Source organism: Pseudomonas sp. p50(2008), assembly GCF_015351605.1.
Lineage (GTDB): Bacteria > Pseudomonadota > Gammaproteobacteria > Pseudomonadales > Pseudomonadaceae > Aquipseudomonas.
This window is the reverse complement of sequence record NZ_JACMYF010000001.1, coordinates 479,884-502,308: the sequence shown is the minus strand read 5'-3', so window position 1 is coordinate 502,308 and position 22,425 is coordinate 479,884. Positions and strand designations below refer to the sequence as shown.

Here is a 22,425-nt window from a genome sequence, read left to right as displayed (position 1 = left end):
CATCAGTTCGCAACATTTGTCATGCAGAGTGCCCCGACATTGAAATTGCCGGCCTTTTGCAGCCTCAAGTCAGGTAGAATGCGCGCCCGGTTTTTGGAGAAGCTCATGACCCTGCTCAAATTCAGCGATGTGTCCCTTGCTTTCGGCTCTACGCCGTTGTTGGACAAGGTGTCCTGGCAGATCGCCCGTGGAGAGCGGGTGTGCATCATCGGCCGCAACGGCACTGGCAAGTCCAGCATGATGAAGCTCGTCAAGGGCGACCAGAAGCCGGATGACGGCTCCGTTTGGCGTGCCCCCGGCCTCAAGATTGGCGAATTGCCGCAAGAATTGCCGGTAGCCGACGAGCGGACCGTATTCGACGTGGTGGCTGAAGGCCTGGACGGTGTTGGCGAGCTGCTCGCGCAGTATCACCACCTGAGCCAGAACATCGTCACCGACGCCGACCTGGACAAGCTGATGCACGTCCAGCACGACCTCGAAGCCCGTGACGGCTGGCGCTTGCAGCAACTGGTCGACAGCACCCTGAGCCGCCTGCAACTGCCGGCCGACAAGACCCTGTCCCAGTTGTCCGGTGGCTGGCGTCGTCGCGTGCTGCTGGCCCAGGCCCTGGTTTCCGAACCGGACCTGTTGCTGCTCGACGAGCCAACCAACCACCTGGACATCGGTGCGATTGCCTGGCTTGAAGAAGCGTTGAAGGATTTCCAGGGCGCCGTGCTGTTCATCACGCACGACCGTTCTTTCCTGCAGAACCTCGCCACGCGCATCCTCGAACTGGATCGCGGCGGCCTGATCGACTGGAACGGCGACTACGCCAGCTTCCTCGTGCACAAAGAGGCCTCGCTGGCCGCTGAGGAAACCGCCAACGCGCTGTTCGACAAGAAGCTGGCCCAGGAAGAAGTCTGGATCCGCCAGGGCATCAAGGCCCGCCGCACCCGTAACGAAGGCCGCGTGCGCGCCTTGAAAGCCTTGCGCGTCGAGCGCAGTGAGCGTCGTGAGCGCACCGGCAAGGCCAACATCCAGCTGGACACCGCTGACAAGTCCGGCAAGCAGGTGATGGTCCTCGAGAACGTGAGTTTCGCTCATCCGGGCGGTCCGTTCCTGATCAAGGATTTCTCGATGGTCCTGACGCGCGGCGACCGTATCGGTCTGCTCGGCGCCAACGGTACCGGCAAGACCACGTTGCTGAAGCTGATGCTCAGCGGCCTGCAGCCAACCAGCGGCACAGTCGAAGAAGGGACGCGCATCGACGTGGCCTACTTTGACCAGTTGCGCCACCAGTTGGACCTGGAAAAAACTGTGATCGACAACGTCGCCGAAGGTCGAGATTTCATCGATATCGATGGCCAGAGCCGTCACGTGTTGAGCTACCTCGGCGACTTCCTGTTCAGCCCGCAGCGTGCCCGCACGCCGGTCAAGGCGCTGTCGGGTGGTGAGCGTGCGCGTCTGTTGCTGGCGAAGCTGTTCAGCAAGCCGGCGAACCTGCTGGTCCTTGACGAACCGACCAACGACCTCGACGTGGAAACACTCGAGTTGCTGGAAGAGGTCTTGCTGACCTTCAACGGCACCGTGCTGATGGTCAGTCACGACCGGGCATTCCTCGACAACGTGGTCACCAGCACCCTGGTCTTCGAAGGTGAAGGCAAGGTTCGTGAATACGTCGGTGGTTATCAGGACTGGCTGCGTCAGGGCGGCTCGCCGCGCCTGTTGGGCGTGACCGAGAGCAAGTCCGGCAAGGCCGACCTGACGTCGGCAGTGGTGACGGCCGAAGCGGCACCCGTTGCTGCTGCAGCCGAAGCACCTGTAGCGAAGAAAAAGCTCAGCTACAAGTTGCAGCGCGAGCTGGAAATGTTGCCGGCGCAGATCGAAGCCATGGAAAAGCAGATTGCGGCGGTTGAAGCGCAGATGGCGGACCCTGCTTTCTATCAGCGTCCTGCGACGGAAACAGCTGCCGTGATCGCTCAGCTGGAGCAGTTACAGGCTGAACTCGACGTGATGGTCGAGCGTTGGGCTGAGCTGGATGCCTGATTGATCCTGTAATAAAAAGCCCGGCGTTCAGAGATGAGCGCCGGGCTTTTCGTATGCAACACAATCCATCCCTGTAGGAGCGAGCTTGCTCGCGATGAACCGGAGAGCGCCGCGGGGTGTCAGGCACCCCGCGTTATCGTTGACGACCATCGCGAGCAAGCTCGCTCCTACAGAGGTCCGTGTTTCAGCTTTTGTTTTGCAGGCGCACCGCAAGTACGTCACAAGGCGCACCGTGCAGCACGTCATTGGCAGTGGAACCCAGCAGCAATGCCAGGCCGTGCCGGCCGTGACTGCCCACTACGATCAGGTCGCAGGTTTGTTCCTTGGCCAGGTGGTGAATCTCCTGGCGCGGCTGGCCGTAGGTCAGGTGGCTGTATTCCTTGGAAAGCTCAGGGTACTTCACGATCAACCGATCCAGGCGCTCGCGGGCCTGATCAAACTGCTGTTGCTGCAGTTGTGACAGGTCCATCGGCACGTCGCCACCAAAGGCCATGGCCATAGGTTCGACGATATGCACCAGGGACAATTTGGCACCATTGCTGACCGACAGTTCGCGAGCGCGATGGATTACAGGATCGCACTCTTCGGTTAGATCTACAGCGACCAGAATATGGTTGTAGGGCATGAGGTGCTCCTCCTGAGGATTGCAATATTGGTAAGTATGGCTGGTTTCAAGCGCAGTGGTTCCAAAGTGGCCCGGTGCGCTCATTTAAAAGCGGTGCGTGTAAAAAGGGGAGTACTGATATGACGGTCTGGATAGTGGTGTCAATCCTGTTAGTGGTTTTGAGTCCATTGGCATGGTTGCGACCCTCCCGTGGTCAGAGCGGTCGCATGGCCCTTCGCATGGAAGCCCGACGCATCGGATTGGCCATGCAACTGGCGCCGCAGGAGTGGCCACACTGGCTGAGCCAGGAGCCGCCCAGTCCGTGCGCGCAATATCATCGTCCACGGCGCGGCAAGCAGCCAGCGTGCTGGATTTACTGGCAAAAGGCGCCGGGTGTCTGGGTGAATCAGTGGCAGGAGGTCTGCGAGGATCAGGTGCTGCTGAATTATTTCGAAAAATTGCCAGCCAACGTTTACAAGGTCGAAGCCGACAAGCAGATGATCGCTTTGTATTGGGGCGAGAAGGGCGAAGCGACGGTTCTGCAGCAGATCGACGTGACCCTCAAAGCACTCGCCTGAACACCGTCGAAATACCTGAACCACTGAAACCTGTAGCAGCTGCCGAGCCTGCGAGGCTGCGTCCGGCTGCGCAGCAGCCGTAAGATCTGTAGATTCGGTTGCCCTGACACACCGCAGTGCCTCGTTTTACGACTGCTGCGCAGCCGGACGCAGCCTCGCAGGCTCGGCAGCTGCTACAGGGGGGCCGGGTGTGGTTCTGTTGGGAGTTTTCTACGGGCAATAAAAAGCCCGACATCAACATCGGGCCGGGTTGGCCAGGCAGGCCGGAAAACGGTGTGGGCTGATCTTACGCCGGGCATTCGCCAATGCGTTGATATTTTTTCTTCCACGTCCCGCCAGCGTAGCCTTTTAAACAAAGGCTGCTGCGAATTAGGGCGACTTTTCTAACTATTGATCCTATGAATGGCTTCGCATGCACCCGCGTGTTGAAGATCTTCGCGTCACGGAAATGACCACAAAGTCGCGTTTCAACCCGTATTTTGGGCGATTGACAATTGTCTGAAATTCCGTGAAGGTGACGTACCCAAATCAAACGGGCGTATGAATTGAGCGTTTGCATTGCAGATCGCTCCTACAGAATCCCGACTATCGCGTTGGCGGGTGTGTCGGGTGGATTGGCGTAGCATTGACGATGATCGTCCTGCCCAGCCATCCGCCTGCGTCCGACGTGTACTGTTCAGCTTCCATATCGTGGAGATCAGTTGATGATTTACGAAGGTAAAGCCATCACGGTTAAGGCTCTTGAAAGTGGCATCGTCGAACTGAAGTTCGACCTCAAGGGTGAGTCCGTCAACAAGTTCAACCGTCTAACCCTGAACGAACTGCGTCAGGCCGTAGACACCATCAAGGCAGATGCTTCGATCAAGGGTGTGATCGTCAGCAGCGGCAAGGACGTTTTCATCGTCGGCGCCGACATCACCGAATTTGTCGAGAACTTCAAGCTGCCTGATGCAGAGCTTGTTGCTGGCAACCTCGAAGCCAACAAGATTTTCAGCGATTTCGAAGACCTCAACGTCCCGACTGTGGCCGCGATCAACGGCATCGCACTGGGTGGCGGTCTGGAAATGTGCCTGGCGGCGGACTACCGCGTCATGTCCACCAAGGCCAAGATCGGTCTGCCGGAAGTCAAACTGGGCATCTACCCGGGCTTTGGCGGTACTGTGCGTCTGCCGCGTCTGATCGGTGCCGATAACGCCATCGAGTGGATTGCTGCCGGCAAGGAAAACCGTCCTGAAGACGCGCTGAAAGTCGGCGCCGTGGACGCAGTGGTTGCCCCTGAGAAGCTGCAGGAAGCTGCCCTGGAACTGATCAAGCGTGCTATCTCCGGTGAGTTTGACTACAAGGCCAAACGTCAACCGAAGCTTGAGAAACTCAAGCTGAACGCGATCGAACAAATGATGGCTTTCGAAACCGCCAAAGGTTTCGTGGCCGGTCAGGCTGGCCCGAACTACCCGGCGCCAGTCGAAGCGATCAAGACGGTCCAGAAAGCCGCGAACTTCGGTCGCGACAAGGCACTGGAAGTCGAAGCCGCGGGCTTCGTCAAACTGGCCAAGACCTCTGCTGCGCAGAGCTTGATCGGTCTGTTCCTGAACGATCAGGAACTGAAGAAAAAGGCCAAGGCCTACGACGAAATCGCCAAGGACGTGAAGCAGGCTGCTGTATTGGGCGCCGGCATCATGGGTGGCGGTATCGCTTATCAGTCGGCTTCCAAAGGTACGCCGATCCTGATGAAGGACATCAACGAGCACGGCATCGAGCAAGGTCTGGCTGAAGCCGCCAAGCTGCTGGTGAGCCGCGTTGACAAGGGTCGTATGACCGCTGCGAAAATGGCTGAAGTCCTTAACGGCATTCGTCCTACCCTGTCCTACGGTGATTTCGGTCACGTGGATCTGGTGGTTGAAGCGGTCGTCGAGAACCCTAAGGTCAAGCAGGCTGTTCTGGCTGAAGTCGAAGACAAGGTCAAAGAGGACACCATCCTCGCGTCCAACACCTCGACCATTTCCATCACCTTGCTGGCCAAAGCCCTCAAGCGTCCGGAAAACTTCGTTGGCATGCACTTCTTCAACCCTGTGCACATGATGCCGCTGGTTGAAGTGATTCGCGGCGAGAAGTCCAGCGAGCTGGCCGTTGCCACCACCGTTGCCTACGCCAAGAAAATGGGCAAGAACCCGATCGTCGTCAACGACTGCCCGGGCTTCCTGGTCAACCGCGTTCTGTTCCCGTACTTCGGCGGTTTCGCCAAGCTGGTCAGCGCTGGTGTGGACTTCGTGCGTATCGACAAGGTCATGGAAAAATTCGGCTGGCCGATGGGCCCGGCCTACCTGATGGACGTGGTCGGCATCGACACCGGACACCACGGTCGTGATGTGATGGCTGAAGGTTTCCCGGACCGCATGAAAGACGACCGTCGTTCGGCGATCGACGTTCTCTACGAAGCCAAGCGCCTGGGCCAGAAGAATGGCAAGGGCTTCTACGCCTACGAGACCGACAAGAAGGGCAAGCAGAAGAAAGTCGCCGATCCGTCGGTACTCGAAGTGCTCAAGCCGATCGTTTACGAGCAGCGCGATGTCACTGACGAAGACATCATCAACTGGATGATGATCCCGCTGTGCCTGGAAACCGTACGTTGCCTGGAAGACGGCATCGTCGAAACCGCTGCCGAAGCCGACATGGGTCTGGTCTACGGTATTGGTTTCCCTCCATTCCGTGGCGGTGCGCTGCGCTACATCGACTCGGTCGGTGTTGCAGAGTTCGTTGCCCTGGCTGACCAGTACGCTGATTTGGGCGCGCTGTACCACCCGACCGCAAAACTGCGTGAAATGGCCAAAACCGGCCAACGGTTCTTCGGTTAAGCGTCCCAACTTTTGAGCGAGAGTGAAATTTTATGAGCTTGAATCCAAGAGACGTCGTGATTGTCGACTTCGGTCGTACTCCGATGGGCCGCTCCAAAGGCGGCATGCACCGCAACACCCGCGCCGAAGACATGTCGGCGCACCTGATCAGCAAATTGCTGGAACGCAACGTTAAGGTTGACCCGAGCGAAGTCGAAGACGTGATCTGGGGCTGCGTAAACCAGACCCTGGAGCAGGGCTGGAACATTGCCCGCATGGCGTCCCTGATGACGCAGATCCCGCACACTGCCGCCGGCCAGACCGTCAGCCGTCTGTGTGGCTCGTCGATGAGCGCGCTGCACACTGCCGCACAAGCGATCATGACCGGCAACGGTGACGTGTTCGTGGTCGGCGGCGTCGAGCACATGGGCCACGTGAGCATGATGCACGGTGTCGATCCGAACCCGCACATGTCCCTGTACGCGGCGAAAGCCTCGGGCATGATGGGCCTGACCGCTGAAATGCTGGGCAAGATGCACGGCATCACTCGCGAACAGCAGGACGCTTTCGGCGTGCGTTCCCATCAGCTCGCTCACAAGGCGACCGTGGAAGGCAAGTTCAAAGACGAAATCATCCCGATGCAGGGCTATGACGAGAACGGTTTCCTGAAACTGTTCGACTACGACGAAACCATTCGTCCGGAAACCACCCTGGAAAGCCTGGCGGCTCTCAAGCCTGCTTTCAACCCTAAGGGCGGCACCGTGACAGCCGGTACTTCGTCGCAGATCACCGACGGTGCTTCGTGCATGATCGTGATGTCGGCGCAGCGTGCACAAGACCTGGGCATCCAGCCTTTGGCGGTGATTCGCTCGATGGCAGTGGCAGGTGTGGACCCGGCAATCATGGGCTATGGTCCAGTACCGGCTACACAGAAAGCGCTGAAGCGCGCGGGTCTGGGCATTAACGATATCGACTTCTTCGAGCTCAACGAAGCTTTCGCTGCACAGGCCCTGCCAGTGCTGAAAGATCTGAAAGTGCTCGACAAGATGAACGAGAAGGTTAACCTGCACGGCGGCGCGATCGCCCTGGGTCACCCGTTCGGTTGCTCCGGTGCGCGTATCTCCGGCACTCTGCTGAACGTGATGAAGCAAAATGGCGGCAACCTGGGTGTTGCTACCATGTGCATTGGTCTCGGCCAAGGCATCTCCACCGTCTTCGAACGCGTTTAAGCATTTCGTTGATGGAAGCCGGGGCCAAGTGCCCCGGTTTTTGTTTTTCTGAATTTTTTTTATTTTATTTTTGAAAAGATTTGTGCGAGGGCCAAACCATGTCGATATCACCTGGGCTCTACCAGCATTACAAAGGTCCGCAGTACCGCGTATTCAGCATTGCGCGGCATTCGGAAACCGAAGAAGAAGTGGTCTTCTACCAAGCCCTGTATGGCGATTACGGCTTTTGGGTGCGTCCCTTGAGCATGTTCCTGGAGTCGGTCGAGGTTGACGGCGAACAGGTGCCACGCTTTGCTTTGGTGCAAGCCGAACCGAGCGTTTTTTCCAAGCCATAAGCCGAGTGCGCGCAGAACCCTGCGCTTGACCTCATCTTGTAGCCACTATATATAGCGGTGCCGCGTCAGGCGCCAACCGCCTTTCACTTCTAGAATTCAGGAATTTTCTGATCCATGGGCAAATCGCTGGTCATTGTGGAATCCCCGGCTAAGGCCAAGACCATCAACAAGTATCTGGGTAACCAATACGTGGTGAAGTCGAGTATCGGCCATATCCGAGACCTGCCCACCAGCGGTTCGGCTAGCGCCAGCAAAGAGCCAGCCGCCAAGCGCGGCAAGGCCGCCGCGGGTGAAGGTCCGGTGCTCACGCCGAAAGAGAAGTCGCGCAAGCAACTGGTCTCGCGCATGGGTGTCGATCCCGAACATGGCTGGAAAGCCAAGTACGAGATCCTCCCGGGCAAGGAAAAGGTCATCGAAGAGCTGCGCCGGCTCGCCAAAGATGCTGACACCATCTATCTCGCAACCGACTTGGATCGCGAGGGGGAAGCCATTGCCTGGCACCTGCGCGAAGCCATCGGTGGTGATGACAGCCGCTACAAGCGCGTGGTGTTCAACGAAATTACCAAGAAGGCGATTCAGGAAGCCTTCTCCAAACCGGGCGAGCTGGACATCGACCGTGTAAACGCCCAGCAGGCGCGTCGTTTCCTCGATCGCGTCGTGGGTTACATGGTTTCGCCGCTGCTGTGGGCGAAAATCGCCCGTGGCCTGTCTGCCGGTCGTGTGCAATCGGTGGCTGTGAAGCTGGTGGTCGAGCGTGAGCGCGAGATTCGTGCGTTCAACCCGGAAGAATACTGGGAAATCCACGCTGACCTCGGCACCGCCAAAGGCGCAACCGTGCGCTTTGACGTGGCCCGCGAGAAAGGCGAAGCCTTCAAGCCGCTCAACGAAACCCAGGCCATGGCCGCGCTGGAGAAGCTCAAGGCGTCCAGCTACAGCATCGCCAAGCGTGAAGACAAGCCGACCAGCAGCAAGCCGTCCGCACCGTTTATCACCTCGACCCTGCAGCAGGCTGCGAGCAACCGCCTGGGCTTCGGCGTGAAGAAAACCATGATGATGGCCCAGCGTTTGTACGAAGCCGGCTACATCACTTACATGCGTACCGACTCCACCAATCTCTCGGCCGATGCCGTGACGATGGCGCGTACCTATATTGAGACAGAGTTCGGCAAGAAGTACCTGCCGGAAAATCCGAACGTCTACAGCAGCAAGGAAGGCGCACAAGAGGCTCACGAAGCGATTCGTCCGTCCGACGCCAACACCGAGCCAAGCAAGCTGACGGGCATGGAACGTGATGCAGAGCGACTCTACGAGCTGATCTGGCGCCAGTTCCTCGCTTGCCAGATGCTGCCGGCCCAATACCTGTCGACCACGGTCACCGTAGGTGCAGGCGACTTCGAGCTGCGTGCCAAGGGCCGTATCCTGAAGTTCGACGGTTACACCCGCGTCATGCCGCAGATCGCCAAGCCAGGCGACGACGATGTGTTGCCGGACATGGCTCAGGGCGATGCGATGAAGCTGATCAAGCTTGATCCGACCCAGCACTTCACCAAGCCGCCGGCGCGTTACTCGGAAGCGAGCCTGGTTAAAGAAATGGAAAAGCGCGGTATCGGTCGTCCTTCGACTTATGCGGCAATCATTTCGACCATTCAGGACCGTGGCTACGTAGCGCTGCACAACCGTCGTTTCTACTCGGAAAAGATGGGTGACATCGTCACCGAGCGTCTGTCCGAGAGCTTCTCCAACTTGATGGACTACGGCTTCACCGCCGGCATGGAAGAGAACCTCGACGACGTGGCCCAGGGCGAACGCGACTGGAAAAACGTGCTGGACGAGTTCTACGGTGACTTCAAGAAGAAACTCGAAGTCGCTGAAAGCGCCGAAGGCGGGATGCGCGCCAACCAGCCGGTGATGACTGACATTCCGTGCGTGGTGTGCGGTCGTCCGATGCAGATTCGTACGGCATCGACCGGTGTGTTCCTCGGTTGCTCGGGTTACAGCCTGCCGCCGAAAGAGCGCTGCAAGGCCACTGTCAATCTGGTGCCGGGCGATGAAATCGCCGCGGACGACGAGGGTGAGTCGGAGTCGCTGGTACTGCGTGGCAAGCATCGCTGCCCGATCTGCAGTACGGCGATGGACGCTTACCTGCTCGACGAGAAGCGCAAGTTGCACATCTGCGGTAACAACCCGGATTGCGATGGCTACGAGATCGAGGAGGGCACTTACCGCATCAAGGGCTACGAAGGTCCGAGCCTGGAATGCGACAAGTGCGGCAGCGAGATGCAACTCAAGACCGGCCGTTTCGGCAAGTTCTTCGGTTGCACCAACGCAACGTGCAAGAACACCCGTAAGCTGCTGAAAAGCGGTGATGCGGCGCCGCCGAAGATGGATCCGGTGAAGATGCCTGAGCTGAAATGCGAAAAGGTCAACGACACCTATATCTTGCGCGACGGTGCGTCCGGCCTGTTCCTGGCGGCCAGTCAGTTCCCGAAAAACCGCGAGACCCGTGCTCCGCTGGTGATGGAAATTGTCCCGCACAAGGACGAGATCGATCCTAAGTATCACTTCCTGTGTGAAGCGCCGCAGAAGGATCCGGACGGCTTGCCGGCAGTGATTCGTTACAGCCGCAAAACCAAGGAGCAATACGTTCAGACAGAAGTCGACGGCAAGCCGACTGGCTGGAAAGCGTATTACGACGGCGGCAAGTGGACTGTGGAAGACAAGCGTCCGGCTAAGGTCAAGGCTTGAGCCGGCGGTAATAGAAGGGTTTAGAGGGGCCGACTTCGTCGGCCAGCGGGAGCAAGCTCCCTCGCCACAATAGCTCTGTTGATACAGCAAGGCCGCATGACAAACCTCGGGTTTTCATGCGGCCTTTTTGTTTTGTGCTTGCGGGAAGCGAAGCGGATCCACGACACTGTCTGACCTGCGTGAAGCAATTATTTCGTTGTGGAGGCTGCCGTCATGGCCCACGAGCTCTATACCCGTACCAATCAGAAAATCTATTTCGCCGGCCTGTCGCTGGAAGCGTTGGCCAAAGCCGAAGAGGGGCGGGCAATGAACTCCCTGGCGCTGATTCAGGCCGGGCGCGAATCGGCGTTGTTTCACCTGTACGGGGCGTTGTTGGGGCTATGCCACGAAATCGCCGGCTTCTATCGTTTGCCACAGGCTAATGCGCCACGCGCGGAAATGTTGCTGACTCGCGAAGTGCTTGAAGCAATCGCGATTCCTGAAATGGCCGAGATGGTCGAGCTGGCTCAAAATCCGGAAACCTGGTTGGCCAGACTACTAGCCGCCCATGCCGCTTTGTTTCAACCGCCTCGCGCTCCGCACAAGCCCAAGGGTGATGTCACTCAGCCACTGATTCTGGCGGTTAACCTGGATGAAGAAGAGGCGCCGCAAGAGCTGAGCCGAGCTGAGCTCGAGAGCTGGCGTCAGAACCTGAAAGGTCTGGCGATCCGTTTTCGTGAGGGTTTGAACGAGTGCTGATTGCCGTGGGTCCGGCGCGCAATTAACAGTGCTGCTGGTCAAGATCCCGAGCGAAGCATGACCGATGCCTATATAATCCCCGCCTTTCGTGGAGAACAGACTTTTATGCCAACGTCCTTTCTAGAAATTGTCGAGTTACCAGACGGCCGTATCGAGCTGCGCAGGGCCGAGGACGAGGGTTCTCTGGTTACTTTGGATTTCTCCGAGGATGCCAAAGCCTTTCTGCAAGGTCAGCACGTGGAAGTCGCCAAGGCGATGTTGAGCGTCGGTGTTCAGATGGCCGGGCGCATGGTTGAAGGCGAATTCGAGAAAGATGACGGGTCGCGGGTTCTGCACTGATCCCGCCCGTCGGTTTCCTGTCCTTCAATTCGGCTTCTCTATTCTTGGAGAAGCCCCGCGCAGTTTCGGGCGCGTAGCTTTTCTCGCTTAACCCAATCGAATGTTCAGGCTTTGTGCGTCCCCGATGCGGGCGGCGCTGATCAACTGTTGCCGTTGGGGTGTATTCAACGGGTTGATCCAGCTGACAACGGTGTGGCTGCGACCCAGTCGAAGCGCTTCACAGGTCAGTTGTTGAGCGCTTTGGGTGCCACGGGGTTGCAGCAGCAGGATGCGTTCGCGATTGAGTCCGGCGTCCCGCAACCAGGCCTGGGTCAGGCTGGCGGGCGGGGCGATCAGGGTCAGCCAGCGTGCATCCTGATCCTGGCTCAATTCCCTGAGGATCGGCGCGAGAAGGTTGAGGCAGTTCCCGGCCGCACCACGCAACGACAACTCACTGAAGACTTCCGGCTCGGCGCTCCAGGGCGACTCGACCACGTCCTTCAGAATCGGTGCCAACGGTTGCACCATGAACGCCTCGAACAACGGCAGTTGGGCTTGCTGTGATGTGTGTGGGAACTGCATAAAGCCTCCTTTAGCGGCGAATAACGCCAACACTCAAGCCTTCGATCACCAGTTCCTGATCTTTCAGGTTGACTTCGATAGGGGCGAATTCAGGGTTTTCGGCAATCAGCCAGACTTTGCTGCCATCGCGCTTGAAGCGCTTGACGGTCACTTCGTCGCCGATCCGGGCGACCACGATCTGGCCGTTGCGGGCTTCGCGGGTGGTGTGGACCGCCAGCAAGTCACCGTCGAAAATACCGACGTCCTTCATGCTCATGCCATGCACGCGCAACAGGTAATCGGCGCGCGGATGGAAGAAGGCAGGGTTGATGTTGCAGGACTCTTCGATGTGTTGCTGGGCCAGGATCGGCGCACCGGCAGCAACCCGGCCAATGATCGGCAGGGTGGAGTCGTCCGCCTTGGCTTCGAAGCCGGGGATACGAATACCCCGTGAAGCGCCGGGCGTCATTTCGATTGCACCCTTGCGGGCCAGCGCCTTGAGGTGCTCTTCCGCCGCATTGGGGGATTTGAAACCCAGTTCCTGAGCGATTTCCGCACGGGTCGGCGGGTAGCCGTTGTCTTCGAGGCAGCGTTTGATGAAGGCCAGAATCTCTGCTTGGCGTGGCGTCAGCTTTAGCATATTGATCGCTCTGTCTTTTTATACAGTGACTGGGATTATATACAGTGAAACGGTCTTGGCAATGCCCGTTTTTTTAGCTGCCGCTGGACGGTCGGTTTACCCTCTGATTGAAGCTTTGCCGTTGTATGGTTAAATAGCTGACTGACCATTCCCAAAACGAACCGACAGGCTTGACAATACATAGTCTGAAACGTATGTTTCAAACAAGTGTTTGTCAGGCGGAGTAGCCATGGCCCAGTCGGAAACCGTTGAACGCATTCTTGATGCAGCCGAGCAGTTGTTCGCGGAAAAAGGTTTCGCTGAAACCTCATTGCGTCTGATCACCAGCAAGGCCGGTGTCAATCTGGCAGCGGTGAACTATCACTTCGGGTCAAAGAAGGCGCTGATTCAAGCCGTCTTCTCGCGGTTCCTCGGGCCGTTCTGCCTGAGCCTCGATAAAGAGCTGGAGCGACGCCAGGCCAAGCCTGAGAACAAGCCCACGCTTGAAGAGCTGCTGGAAATCCTCGTCGAGCAAGCCCTTGTGGTGCAGCCACGCAGCGGCAACGATCTCTCCATCTTCATGCGCTTACTCGGCTTGGCCTTCAGTCAAAGCCAGGGCCACTTGCGTCGTTATCTGGAAGACATGTACGGCAAGGTGTTCCGCCGCTACATGACGCTGGTAAACGAAGCCGCGCCGCGCATCCCGCCGATCGAACTGTTCTGGCGCGTGCACTTCATGCTCGGTGCCGCCGCGTTCAGCATGTCGGGCATTAAAGCGTTGCGCGCGATTGCCGAGACCGACTTCGGCGTTAATACGTCCATCGAGCAGGTCATGCGTCTGATGGTGCCGTTCCTGGCCGCTGGCATGCGCGCCGAAACCGGGGTCACCGACACCGCCATGGCCACTGCGCAACTGCGTCCGCGCAGTAAATCGACGCCGGTTGCCGCCAAGGTTTAACCGCGCACGGGTGGGCGCGGCAGCTGACATCCGCTAAGCTAGCCGCCCATGCCCACTCCCGTTCTGAACCCGCTCCCCATTGATACCGCCGACCTGCCGGGCCTTGCCCATGGCGGCGCATTCGCGCGAGCCGGATTTACTGTTATCAAGGAATCTCTATGACTGCTGGCCTGCAAGGCTCGTTGATGGTGGACGTCGCCGGTACCTGGTTGACGGCTGAAGATCGCCAGTTGCTGCGCCAACCTGAAGTGGGTGGCCTGATCATTTTCGCCCGCAACATCGAGCACCCTCGTCAGGTCCGCGAGCTGAGTGCGGCAATCCGCGCCATCTGCCCCGACCTGTTGCTGGCGGTGGACCAGGAGGGCGGGCGCGTGCAACGGTTGCGTCAGGGCTTCGTACGATTGCCGGCGATGCGTGCCATCGCCGACAACCCGAATGCCGAGTACCTGGCCGAGCAGTGCGGCTGGATCATGGCCACCGAAGTGCTCGCCGTTGGCCTTGACCTGAGTTTCGCCCCGGTGCTGGACCTGGATTACCAGCGCAGCGCCGTCGTGGGCACCCGTTCGTTTGAAGGTGATCCGGAGCGCGCGGCGCTGCTCGCCGGTGCCTTTATTCGCGGGATGAACAGCGCCGGTATGGCCGCCACCGGGAAACACTTCCCCGGGCATGGCTGGGCCGAAGCGGATTCCCACGTCGCCATCCCTAACGATGAGCGCAGCCTTGACGAAATCCGCGCCAACGATCTGGTGCCATTCGCCAAATTGAGCAAGCAACTGGCAGCAGTCATGCCAGCTCACGTGATCTACCCGCAAGTCGATTCCCAGCCCGCCGGTTTCTCTCGGCGCTGGTTGCAGGATATTTTGCGCGGCGAGCTGCAATTTGATGGCGTGATCTTCAGCGATGACCTGTCCATGGCCGGTGCCCACGTGGTCGGCGACGCGGCGAGCAGAATTGAAGCCGCACTGACCGCCGGATGCGACATGGGCCTGGTGTGCAACGATCGCGCCGCCGCCGAACTTGCCCTGACTGCCGCGCAACGCTTGAAGGTCAAACCTTCGCCGCGGATTGCGCGGATGCGTGGCCAATCCCATGCCAACTCTGAATACCGTCAAAACCCGCGCTGGCTGGCAGCGGTCGGCGCGCTCAAAGAGGCTCAACTGATCGAGTGAGGACGTTTCGCTATGACGGTTTACGCAATTATCGGTGGTACCGGACTGAGTCAACTTGAAGGCCTGAGCATTCGTCAGTCACTGGCCGTGGACACGCCCTACGGCGCACCCTCGGCCGAGGTGCAGATGGGCGAGTACGCAGGCAAGGACGTGTTGTTTCTGGCCCGTCATGGCCATCCTCATCGCTTGCCCCCGCATAAGGTGAATTACCGTGCAAACCTCTGGGCGCTGAAACAGGCGGGAGCCGAAGCCATTCTTGCGGTCAATGCAGTGGGCGGGATTCATGGCTCGATGGGCGCGGGCCATTTCTGCGTACCGCATCAGTTGATCGACTACACGAGCGGTCGCGAACACACCTATTTCGCCGATGATCTGGAACAGGTCACGCACATCGACTTCAGCTCTCCCTACAGTGAAACGTTGCGTCAGCAATTGATTGCGGCGTTGGCGGCTGAAGGTGTCGACCACAGCAGTCAAGGTGTGTACGCCTGCACTCAGGGGCCGCGCCTGGAAACAATCGCCGAAATTGCAAAGCTTGCGCGTGATGGCTGCGATATCGTCGGAATGACCGGCATGCCGGAAGCGGCATTGGCTCGGGAGCTGGATCTGGATTACGCCTGTCTCGCACTGGTGGTGAACCCGGCAGCGGGGAAGTCGGCGGCGGTAATCAGCATGGCCGATATGGAGCAGGCATTGCGGGACGGGATGGGGAAGGTTCAGTCGACGTTGGCGCGGGTGCTTAAAGGTCAGGCGGTTTGATGTCCGTTACCGTTCAGTCATATTCAGAAGCGTTGATTTAATGTCGGCCATTATCGAGCAAATTCAGCACATTCCGTGGGAAGAAGAATTCAGTCATCGCGCGCTGGATAAAGCGCGCCGGTATGCCCACGAACATCGGGTTCACATTGGCGACCTTGACGATGTGTCGGTCAGCGCCGATTGCAGAGGTTCCCAAGGTCATGTTTACCAGCAGTCCATCGAGCTGCTGGAAATGCCGAACGGTGCATTTGCGCTGTATTGCTCCTGTACTTGTCCTGTAGGGGTCGATTGCAAGCATTGCGCGACAGTGATTTACCACTTGCAGACGCTCGCCGTTGATGCGCCCGACAGCACTGCGCCTGTTCGCCTGAACCGTGAGCTGGAGCGTTGGCTCGACGGTATTCCCGATGACGATCGCGACGGGGTCACTAAAGGCACCGGCACTTGTTGGGTGTACAAGCTCAAGGCGACGTCGACCTCGGGCAAATGGCTGCTGGAAATCTGCAAGGCTCGTCAGCTGAGCGATGGACGATTGCAGGACATTCAGTCGGTGATCTCGCTGTCAGACGCTCTCATGCGAGAGTTTGCCTATCTCACCGAGCTGGACCTGCGAATCGCCAGGTTGCTGGTCGCCATCCATTCATACCATGCTCATTACAGCGGTTACCCGCTGCAAGGCAGCAGTGGGGCCGAAGTGCTCCAGTTGGCGCTGAAAACCAATAGGTTGTTCCTCGATTTCGAACAATTACAGCCTTTGAGCTTAGGCATGAGCAGGCCGGCGCAGTTCGCCTGGGCCGAACAAGCCAACGGCAGTTTCCGGCCTCAATGGGGCAGTGAAGACGTCCCGGAAGAGACGATCCTGGCCCTGGAACCGTTGTATTACCTGGACCGCGAGCGAATGCAGGTCGGGCCGCTTGAAACCGGGTTTGATGCAAAACTGGCGTGCCATCTGTCCCTGGCTCCCGCGATCCCTGGTCGACAAGCCGCGCAGTTCAGTCATCGAATGGGCGCAGCAACGAAGATCGCACCGCCGCCGCGGGTATTGACCGACAGTTTCATTGATGACGTTGAGCCCCAGCCTGTACTGACGCTTGCCTCGACCAGGCGTTATATAAAGTGGAAGTACGAACCCGAGCATCGCGCTGCCCTGGCGTTCACTTACAACGGTCACTTGGCGACGGGCAAAAAGTCTTCCGAAGTGCTGATCCTGTCCGGCACCGAAACCCAGCATATTCAACGTAAGCCCGCCGCGGAAAAAGCCTTGCGCCAGGCCTTGCAGAGACATGGCTTGAAAAAAGCCTCCCGCAAGAGTGATGCCTTGCCCGACAGTGCGGGAGAGATGTTCGATCTCCCAGACGAATCGGCGTGGCTTGCCTTTGTGCAAAACGGCGTTCCAGCGCTCAAAGATGCCAATTGGCAGATCAGCATCACCGACAGCTTTCATTTCAATTTACAGCCAGTAGATGAATGGTATGCCGATGTTGAAGAATCTCCCGGGCGCGAGTGGTTCGATCTTCAGTTGGGCATCGTCGTCAACGGTGAGCGGCACAGTTTGCTGCCTATCCTGCTGCAGCTGTTGCGCAGGCAACCGCAGTTGATGGAGCCGGCCAATCTGGCCTTGCGTGACGATGATGATCAGGTGCTGATCGATCTCAACAGTGGGCAATTCGGTGCCAAACCTGGCATCAAGGTCGCACTGTCCCTCGGGCGGATCAAGCCGTTGATGGCGACGCTCAGCGAGTTGTATTTAGGTGTGAACAGCGGTCATTCCCTACGCTTGAATGGCCCTGATGCGGCACGCTTGAGCGCGCTTGATGGCCTGCCGTTGGTGTGGCAAGGCGGTGAGCGGTTACGCAGTTTCGCGAAACGTTTGCGCGACTCCACTCAAAGCAACGTTGCTGCTCCAGCGGGCCTGAATGCAGTACTGCGGCCCTATCAGCTCGAAGGCTTGAACTGGTTGCAGACGCTTCGAGAGCTCGAAGTGGGCGGCATCCTCGGCGACGACATGGGGCTGGGAAAGACCCTGCAAACCCTGGCTCACTTGCTCTTGGAGAAACAGGCAGGCCGCCTCGACCTGCCTGCGCTGGCGGTGATGCCGACCAGCCTAATTCCCAACTGGCTCGATGAAGTGGCACGCTTTACCCCGCAACTGAAAGTCCTGGCGCTGCATGGCTCTTCCCGCCAAAAGGATTTTGCCCGTCTTGCCGAGTACGATCTGGTCTTGACCACGTATGCGTTGTTACCACGTGATCTGGAGATTTTGCAGCCGCAACTCTGGAGCGTGCTGATTCTCGATGAGGCGCAGAACATCAAGAACCCGATCAGCAAAGCGGCTCAGGCGGCCCGGGATCTGAGCGCCCGGCAGCGCGTGTGTCTATCGGGCACCCCGTTGGAAAACCACCTTGGCGAACTCTGGTCGCTGTTTCACTTTCTGTTGCCCGGCTGGCTTGGCGACAGTAAGACGTTCAATCGCGACTACCGCACACCGATTGAGAAACATGGCAACAGCGAACGGATGCAGCACCTGAGCGCCCGGATAAAACCCTTCCTGCTACGGCGCAAGAAGGAACAGGTCGCCACGGAGTTACCGCCCAAGAGCGAGATTGTGCATTGGGTTGAACTCAGCGATGGACAACGTGACGTGTATGAAACCGTGCGCGTGGCGATGGACAAAAAGGTCCGCGACGAAATCACCCGCAATGGCGTTGCGCGCAGTCAGATCATCATCCTCGACGCGTTACTCAAGTTGCGTCAGGTGTGTTGCGATTTGCGGTTAGTCAAAATGTCACTGACTGCGAAAGCGCTAAAGGCAGGTAGCGGCAAGCTGAATGGCTTGATGGAAATGCTCGAAGAGTTGCTCACGGAAGGCCGCAAGATTCTGTTGTTCTCGCAGTTCACTTCGATGCTCGCATTGATAGAAGAAGAACTGCAGCAGCGTGGTATTGGTTTCTCGTTGTTGACCGGGGATACGACGGATCGGCGTACTCCTGTCAAAGACTTCCAGAGCGGAAAGGTGCCGTTGTTTCTGATCAGTTTGAAAGCGGGTGGCACAGGTCTGAACCTGACAGCGGCCGACACCGTGATCCACTTTGATCCGTGGTGGAACCCTGCTGTTGAAAACCAGGCCACCGACCGTGCTTACAGAATCGGGCAAGATAAGCCGGTGTTCGTCTACAAGATGATTGCCCGGGGTACGGTGGAGGAGAAGATACAGGCGTTGCAGCAGGAGAAAGCGGCTTTAGCCGGTGCGATACTTGAGGGTGGAACAAGCGGCGGGTGGAAGCTCGAGCAAAGTGACATTGAAGCGCTGTTTGCTCCGCTGCCCACTCTCGATTCATGAGAGCAGTTCGCTTGAGTAATGGCCCCATCGCGGCATAAGTGTCTACACATCTCGTCGTAGCACACACCGGAATTGTGGCGAGGGAGTTTACTCCCGCTGGGCTGCGTAGCAGCCCTGAAACAGGTCGCGAAGTTTTTTCTGAAGGACCGGAGCCGCCCTATTGGGGCCGCTGCGCAACCCAGCGGGAGTAAACTCCCTCGCCACGGTGTTTGCTAGCTCCTGAAAGAGGTGTATATGCCTATGCCCATCGCAGGCAAGTCACGCTCCCACAGAGAGACCACTGAATCTGTGGGAGCATGGCTTGCCCGCGATGGCGGCCTGACAGGCGCCAACTCTCTCAGCGCTTCTCCAGCTTCTCCGGCAACGGCGCAAACAACGCCTCGATATCATCACTCTGCAGCTTCCAGTCGCCGGCGCTGCGTCCATCCAGCACGCCAGCCGCCAGGTCGGATTTTTCTTTCTGCAGGTGCTGAATCTTCTCTTCCACGGTGCCCCGGGCAATCATCTTGTAGACGAATACCGGTTTCTCCTGGCCTATTCGATACGCACGGTCGGTTGCCTGATTTTCGGTTGCCGGGTTCCACCACGGGTCGTAGTGAATCACCGTGTCCGCTTCGGTGAGGTTCAGGCCGACACCCCCAGCCTTCAAGCTGATCAGAAAGATCTGCCGCTTGCCGCTTTGAAAGTCTTTCACCGGCGCGCGGCGGTCGCGGGTTTGTCCGGTCAAAATCGCGTATTCGACGCCGCGTTTCTTCAGTTCGTCTTCGATCAGCGCCAGCATTGAGGTGAACTGCGAGAACAGCAGAATCCGCCGACCTTCTTCAAACAGCTCCTCGAGCATTTCCATCAAACTGTCGAGCTTCCCCGACGTGCTCCCGCGAGTAGGCAACACGGCGTCATTGACCAGGCGCAAGTCGCAACACACCTGACGCAGCTTGAGCAACGCTTCAAGAATGATGATCTGGCTACGTGCCACGCCTTTGCGGGTGATCTCGTCGCGGACCTTCTTGTCCATGGCCAGGCGCATGGCTTCGTAGACATCGCGCTGTGCTTCGTTGAGTTCGACCCAATGGATGATCTCGGTTTTCGGCGGCAATTCTGTCGCGACCTGTTCCTTGGTTCTGCGCAACAGGAACGGCTTGATCCGACCGTTGAGGTGCTGAAGCCGGACTTCGCTGGCACGCTTTTCGATCGGTACGCGGTAATCGCGGTTGAAACTCTTGATGTCGCCCAGCCAGCCGGGCAGCAGGAAGTGAAACAGCGACCAGAGTTCGCCGAGGTGGTTTTCCAGAGGCGTACCACTCAGGCATAGACGCTGGCGCGCGTTCAGCTCGCGGGCGGCCTGGGCGGCTTTGCTGTTGGGATTCTTGGTGTATTGCGCCTCATCCAGCACCAATACATGCAAGGGCTGCGCGGACAGGCGTTCGACATCTTTGGGCAGCAGCGCATAAGTCGTCAGGATCAGGTCGTAATCGGCCAGGGTGTCGAAATGTTTTTTGCGACTGGCACCGTACAGCGCCAACACCTTGAGCTGGGGGGTGAAATGCGCCGCCTCGTCCAGCCAGTTCGGAATCAAACTGGTGGGCATCACCACCATGCAGGGACGATCGAGGCGACCGGCATTTTTCTCACTGAGAACGTGCGCCAGAGTTTGTAGGGTTTTTCCCAGCCCCATGTCGTCCGCGAGAATCCCCCCGACTTCCAGTTGACGCAGCGACTGCATCCAGCTCAGGCCTTCCAGCTGATAAGGGCGCAAGGTCGCGTTCAAACCTTGCGGCGCGGTCGCGGTGAAATCCTTGATGTCACGCAGGCGTTGGGCGAAGGAGCGAATGTGCTCGCCACCTTCCCAGATCAGCGGCATGCCTTCCAGGGGGTTCAATCGTGTGGCGTCGGCCTTGCTCAGGCGCAGCGTAGTTTCGCCCGGCTCTTGCAGGTAGAACTCGCCGAGGGTGGCCAGCACCGGTTTCAGCCGGCCGAAGGGCAGGGCGACCTGCAAAGGCCCGTACTCGGAATTCGGTCGATTGGGAATGTTCACCAGAATCAGTTCGTCGTCGCGACGGCGGGCGAGGCGTTCCGGATTGAGAATTTCGGTGTGTGAGCGCATCAGGTTCAACAGGATCGGCAGCAGGCTCAGGCGCTCGCCGTTGACGATGATGCCGAGCTCCAGATCGAACCAGTCCCGCTCAGGCGCCTGATCGACGGTGGCGTACCAATCATCCACGGCGGTGAGGTCAAAACCGAAATCCTCATCGATCTGCAACTCCCAACCTTGGCTGCGCAGCTTCGGCAACTCGTTGAGCGTGAAGGTCAGCCAGGCGCTGTCGTTGACCATCTCGAAGAGTTCGCCGGCGCTTTCCGGCAGGGCTTTGCTTTGCCGAGTGGCAATCTTGAAGCCGAGAATTCGCAGTTGTTCCCTGTAGGACTGTTCCACTTCCGGGTGGCGTTTTATCCGCAGCGTTTGGGTTTCCTGGCGAATCAATACGTCGGCGTTCTTCTGTCCGGAAACGTATTCGTCCAAATAGTTGAAAGACAGCGCTGCACGGTGCTGGATATAGCGTTGCATCTTGCCGTTACGCGGTTCGAAGGCGCTGAACTCGATGCTCGCCAGCCACAGGCGCGGCACCGGCTGCACTTCATCCACCAGCACCTGTGGCGATGCTTTCGGGCTGCGGTTTTCCAGCACGGCGGAGAGTTTTTCCAGCAGCTCGGCATCCTTGGCGGCGGCAGGGTACGCGAGGGTTTCCTGCACTTGCAGCAGCACGGCGGCGCAGTGCTTGCAGTTGCTGCGCACAGGGCAACTGCACGTGGCGTCGACCATCAGCAGCGTGGATTTTGCCGACTCGCGCAGACGAATCGTCTGACGGTAGACGTTGCCGCCTGAGCCTTCGCACGCGGCGACAATCGTAGCGTCGCCGACCTCGACGAACCTGACGCGATTTTCCAGCGCATAGCGACGGCCGCGCTCCAGGCTCTGTTCCTTGAATCGACTGACCCAGGAAGGTGCCAGGGGTTTGCTCAGGGTCGGGGGCATAAAGACTTCAATCAGTCCGGAATTTCATCGGGGACTGGCCGAGGTGCAGGGGCGGTCAACGAAGTGATTTTGATCAGCAGGCCGAGGTGGCCGTTGTCGAGAAAGTTTAACTGGCCGTTCTTGGTGTGGCTTTCCTGCTTCAGGCGTTCACTGGCAGTCACCAGGCCATTGGCGTCGATCTGGTTGACCCAGAAGTCGGCGTCGACGTCGGTGAATCGCCCCAGTTTGAGATTCAACGTGCCCTCGATCGGGAACTGACCGAACTGTTCCGCGCCGTCGCTGATCGCGATTTTGCTGGCTTCTTCGCCAAGGGTCTGCTGCCAGGCCTTATGCAAAAGCACCGTGTAATCGTTGCTGGCGGTGAGTTTCTCTACTTCACCGTTCAACGTCGGTGTGCGCAGGCTGTCGGGGCTGACGCGTTGTGCACCGGCGGCCCAGTCTTCCGGTGCCGCACGGCTGACGATGGCCGGCACGGCATTTTGCCGGACCAGAATCATTTCGACCTGATACAGATCGTCGGCAAACGCCGTAGGTGTGACCAGGGTCATCAACAAGGTCAGTGAGCGAAACAGGCGCATGCGGCGT

General features: G+C 58.5%; 17 protein-coding genes and 1 pseudogene. 12 read left to right on the top strand and 6 right to left on the bottom strand.

Annotated elements, in window-relative coordinates; all coding sequences use genetic code 11:
* Window positions 1-105 precede the first annotated feature (105 nt).
* A complete protein-coding gene (locus H7698_RS02295; RefSeq protein ID WP_194690441.1) occupies window positions 106-2,025 on the top strand; it encodes an ATP-binding cassette domain-containing protein in 1,920 nt (639 codons plus the stop codon).
* 39 nt (window positions 2,026-2,064) lie between these two features.
* On the opposite strand, the pseudogene H7698_RS31805 reads toward H7698_RS02295, so the two are convergent.
* Window positions 2,065-2,175: pseudogene (locus H7698_RS31805) on the bottom strand (outer membrane lipoprotein carrier protein LolA); the annotation flags it as partial.
* A gap of 34 nt (window positions 2,176-2,209) precedes the next feature.
* Window positions 2,210-2,650, bottom strand: a complete 441-nt coding sequence (locus H7698_RS02290; protein ID WP_162437426.1) for a universal stress protein — start codon at window positions 2,648-2,650, stop codon at window positions 2,210-2,212.
* Between the two features lie 119 nt (window positions 2,651-2,769).
* Between H7698_RS02290 and H7698_RS02285 the strand changes: the two genes are divergently transcribed.
* From H7698_RS02285 to H7698_RS02255, 7 genes are all read left to right on the top strand, one after another.
* Complete coding sequence (locus tag H7698_RS02285) at window positions 2,770-3,207, top strand: hypothetical protein (RefSeq protein WP_194690440.1); 438 nt, start codon at window positions 2,770-2,772, stop codon at window positions 3,205-3,207.
* Between the two features lie 704 nt (window positions 3,208-3,911).
* Window positions 3,912-6,059 carry a fatty acid oxidation complex subunit alpha FadB gene (fadB, locus tag H7698_RS02280; RefSeq protein WP_194690439.1) on the top strand — a complete coding sequence of 716 codons (2,148 nt, stop codon included), beginning with the start codon at window positions 3,912-3,914 and terminating at the stop codon, window positions 6,057-6,059.
* A gap of 32 nt (window positions 6,060-6,091) precedes the next feature.
* On the top strand, window positions 6,092-7,267 hold the full coding sequence (gene fadA / locus H7698_RS02275; RefSeq protein ID WP_162437423.1) for an acetyl-CoA C-acyltransferase FadA: 1,176 nt from the start codon (window positions 6,092-6,094) through the stop codon (window positions 7,265-7,267).
* A gap of 98 nt (window positions 7,268-7,365) precedes the next feature.
* Window positions 7,366-7,602 (top strand): DUF1653 domain-containing protein, encoded by a 237-nt coding sequence (locus tag H7698_RS02270; RefSeq protein ID WP_162437422.1) that lies wholly within the window; start codon window positions 7,366-7,368, stop codon window positions 7,600-7,602.
* Between the two features lie 114 nt (window positions 7,603-7,716).
* Window positions 7,717-10,347, top strand: coding sequence for a type I DNA topoisomerase (gene topA / locus H7698_RS02265; RefSeq protein ID WP_194690438.1), 2,631 nt, complete (start codon window positions 7,717-7,719; stop codon window positions 10,345-10,347).
* A 213-nt stretch (window positions 10,348-10,560) separates the two neighbouring features.
* Window positions 10,561-11,085 carry a DUF6586 family protein gene (locus H7698_RS02260; RefSeq protein WP_162437420.1) on the top strand — a complete coding sequence of 175 codons (525 nt, stop codon included), beginning with the start codon at window positions 10,561-10,563 and terminating at the stop codon, window positions 11,083-11,085.
* A 105-nt stretch (window positions 11,086-11,190) separates the two neighbouring features.
* Window positions 11,191-11,424: a hypothetical protein gene (locus H7698_RS02255; protein ID WP_162437460.1), complete on the top strand. Its 234-nt coding sequence runs from the start codon at window positions 11,191-11,193 to the stop codon at window positions 11,422-11,424.
* Window positions 11,425-11,511: 87 nt separating this feature from the next.
* Here H7698_RS02255 and sulA read toward each other — a convergent pair whose 3' ends face one another.
* Window positions 11,512-11,985, bottom strand: coding sequence for an SOS-induced cell division inhibitor SulA (gene sulA / locus H7698_RS02250; protein ID WP_162437419.1), 474 nt, complete (start codon window positions 11,983-11,985; stop codon window positions 11,512-11,514).
* 10 nt (window positions 11,986-11,995) lie between these two features.
* Window positions 11,996-12,604: a transcriptional repressor LexA gene (lexA, locus tag H7698_RS02245; protein WP_046026989.1), complete on the bottom strand. Its 609-nt coding sequence runs from the start codon at window positions 12,602-12,604 to the stop codon at window positions 11,996-11,998.
* Between the two features lie 229 nt (window positions 12,605-12,833).
* Here lexA and H7698_RS02240 point away from each other — a divergent pair, with 229 nt between their 5' ends.
* The 4 genes from H7698_RS02240 (at window position 12,834) to H7698_RS02225 (ending at window position 18,809) form a co-directional block, all read left to right on the top strand.
* The gene (locus H7698_RS02240) at window positions 12,834-13,541 is read left to right on the top strand and encodes a TetR/AcrR family transcriptional regulator (protein ID WP_162437418.1); all 708 of its coding nucleotides are present in this window, start codon (window positions 12,834-12,836) and stop codon (window positions 13,539-13,541) included.
* Between the two features lie 158 nt (window positions 13,542-13,699).
* On the top strand, window positions 13,700-14,710 hold the full coding sequence (gene nagZ / locus H7698_RS02235) for a beta-N-acetylhexosaminidase (protein ID WP_194690437.1): 1,011 nt from the start codon (window positions 13,700-13,702) through the stop codon (window positions 14,708-14,710).
* Window positions 14,711-14,722: 12 nt separating this feature from the next.
* Window positions 14,723-15,469 carry an S-methyl-5'-thioinosine phosphorylase gene (locus tag H7698_RS02230; RefSeq protein ID WP_194690436.1) on the top strand — a complete coding sequence of 249 codons (747 nt, stop codon included), beginning with the start codon at window positions 14,723-14,725 and terminating at the stop codon, window positions 15,467-15,469.
* A gap of 40 nt (window positions 15,470-15,509) precedes the next feature.
* Window positions 15,510-18,809: a DEAD/DEAH box helicase gene (locus H7698_RS02225; RefSeq protein WP_194690435.1), complete on the top strand. Its 3,300-nt coding sequence runs from the start codon at window positions 15,510-15,512 to the stop codon at window positions 18,807-18,809.
* Window positions 18,810-19,146: 337 nt separating this feature from the next.
* Here H7698_RS02225 and H7698_RS02220 read toward each other — a convergent pair whose 3' ends face one another.
* Together H7698_RS02220 and H7698_RS02215 are read right to left on the bottom strand one after the other, a co-directional pair.
* The gene (locus H7698_RS02220) at window positions 19,147-21,840 is read right to left on the bottom strand and encodes a DEAD/DEAH box helicase (protein ID WP_194690434.1); all 2,694 of its coding nucleotides are present in this window, start codon (window positions 21,838-21,840) and stop codon (window positions 19,147-19,149) included.
* Window positions 21,841-21,851: 11 nt separating this feature from the next.
* Entirely contained in the window at window positions 21,852-22,418 is a 567-nt protein-coding gene (locus H7698_RS02215; RefSeq protein ID WP_162437413.1) for a CsiV family protein, read from the bottom strand.
* Between the last annotated feature and the right edge of the window lie 7 nt (window positions 22,419-22,425).

What these genes read in the sequence shown, in the direction of transcription:
- H7698_RS02295 (WP_194690441.1), top strand. Translation starts at nt 106, where the DNA reads ATGACCCTGCTCAAATTCAGCGATGTGTCCCTTGCTTTCGGCTCTACG.
- H7698_RS02290 (WP_162437426.1), bottom strand. Translation starts at nt 2,650, where the DNA reads ATGCCCTACAACCATATTCTGGTCGCTGTAGATCTAACCGAAGAGTGC.
- H7698_RS02285 (WP_194690440.1), top strand. Translation starts at nt 2,770, where the DNA reads ATGACGGTCTGGATAGTGGTGTCAATCCTGTTAGTGGTTTTGAGTCCA.
- fadB (WP_194690439.1), top strand. Translation starts at nt 3,912, where the DNA reads ATGATTTACGAAGGTAAAGCCATCACGGTTAAGGCTCTTGAAAGTGGC.
- fadA (WP_162437423.1), top strand. Translation starts at nt 6,092, where the DNA reads ATGAGCTTGAATCCAAGAGACGTCGTGATTGTCGACTTCGGTCGTACT.
- H7698_RS02270 (WP_162437422.1), top strand. Translation starts at nt 7,366, where the DNA reads ATGTCGATATCACCTGGGCTCTACCAGCATTACAAAGGTCCGCAGTAC.
- topA (WP_194690438.1), top strand. Translation starts at nt 7,717, where the DNA reads ATGGGCAAATCGCTGGTCATTGTGGAATCCCCGGCTAAGGCCAAGACC.
- H7698_RS02260 (WP_162437420.1), top strand. Translation starts at nt 10,561, where the DNA reads ATGGCCCACGAGCTCTATACCCGTACCAATCAGAAAATCTATTTCGCC.
- H7698_RS02255 (WP_162437460.1), top strand. Translation starts at nt 11,191, where the DNA reads ATGCCAACGTCCTTTCTAGAAATTGTCGAGTTACCAGACGGCCGTATC.
- sulA (WP_162437419.1), bottom strand. Translation starts at nt 11,985, where the DNA reads ATGCAGTTCCCACACACATCACAGCAAGCCCAACTGCCGTTGTTCGAG.
- lexA (WP_046026989.1), bottom strand. Translation starts at nt 12,604, where the DNA reads ATGCTAAAGCTGACGCCACGCCAAGCAGAGATTCTGGCCTTCATCAAA.
- H7698_RS02240 (WP_162437418.1), top strand. Translation starts at nt 12,834, where the DNA reads ATGGCCCAGTCGGAAACCGTTGAACGCATTCTTGATGCAGCCGAGCAG.
- nagZ (WP_194690437.1), top strand. Translation starts at nt 13,700, where the DNA reads ATGACTGCTGGCCTGCAAGGCTCGTTGATGGTGGACGTCGCCGGTACC.
- H7698_RS02230 (WP_194690436.1), top strand. Translation starts at nt 14,723, where the DNA reads ATGACGGTTTACGCAATTATCGGTGGTACCGGACTGAGTCAACTTGAA.
- H7698_RS02225 (WP_194690435.1), top strand. Translation starts at nt 15,510, where the DNA reads ATGTCGGCCATTATCGAGCAAATTCAGCACATTCCGTGGGAAGAAGAA.
- H7698_RS02220 (WP_194690434.1), bottom strand. Translation starts at nt 21,840, where the DNA reads ATGCCCCCGACCCTGAGCAAACCCCTGGCACCTTCCTGGGTCAGTCGA.
- H7698_RS02215 (WP_162437413.1), bottom strand. Translation starts at nt 22,418, where the DNA reads ATGCGCCTGTTTCGCTCACTGACCTTGTTGATGACCCTGGTCACACCT.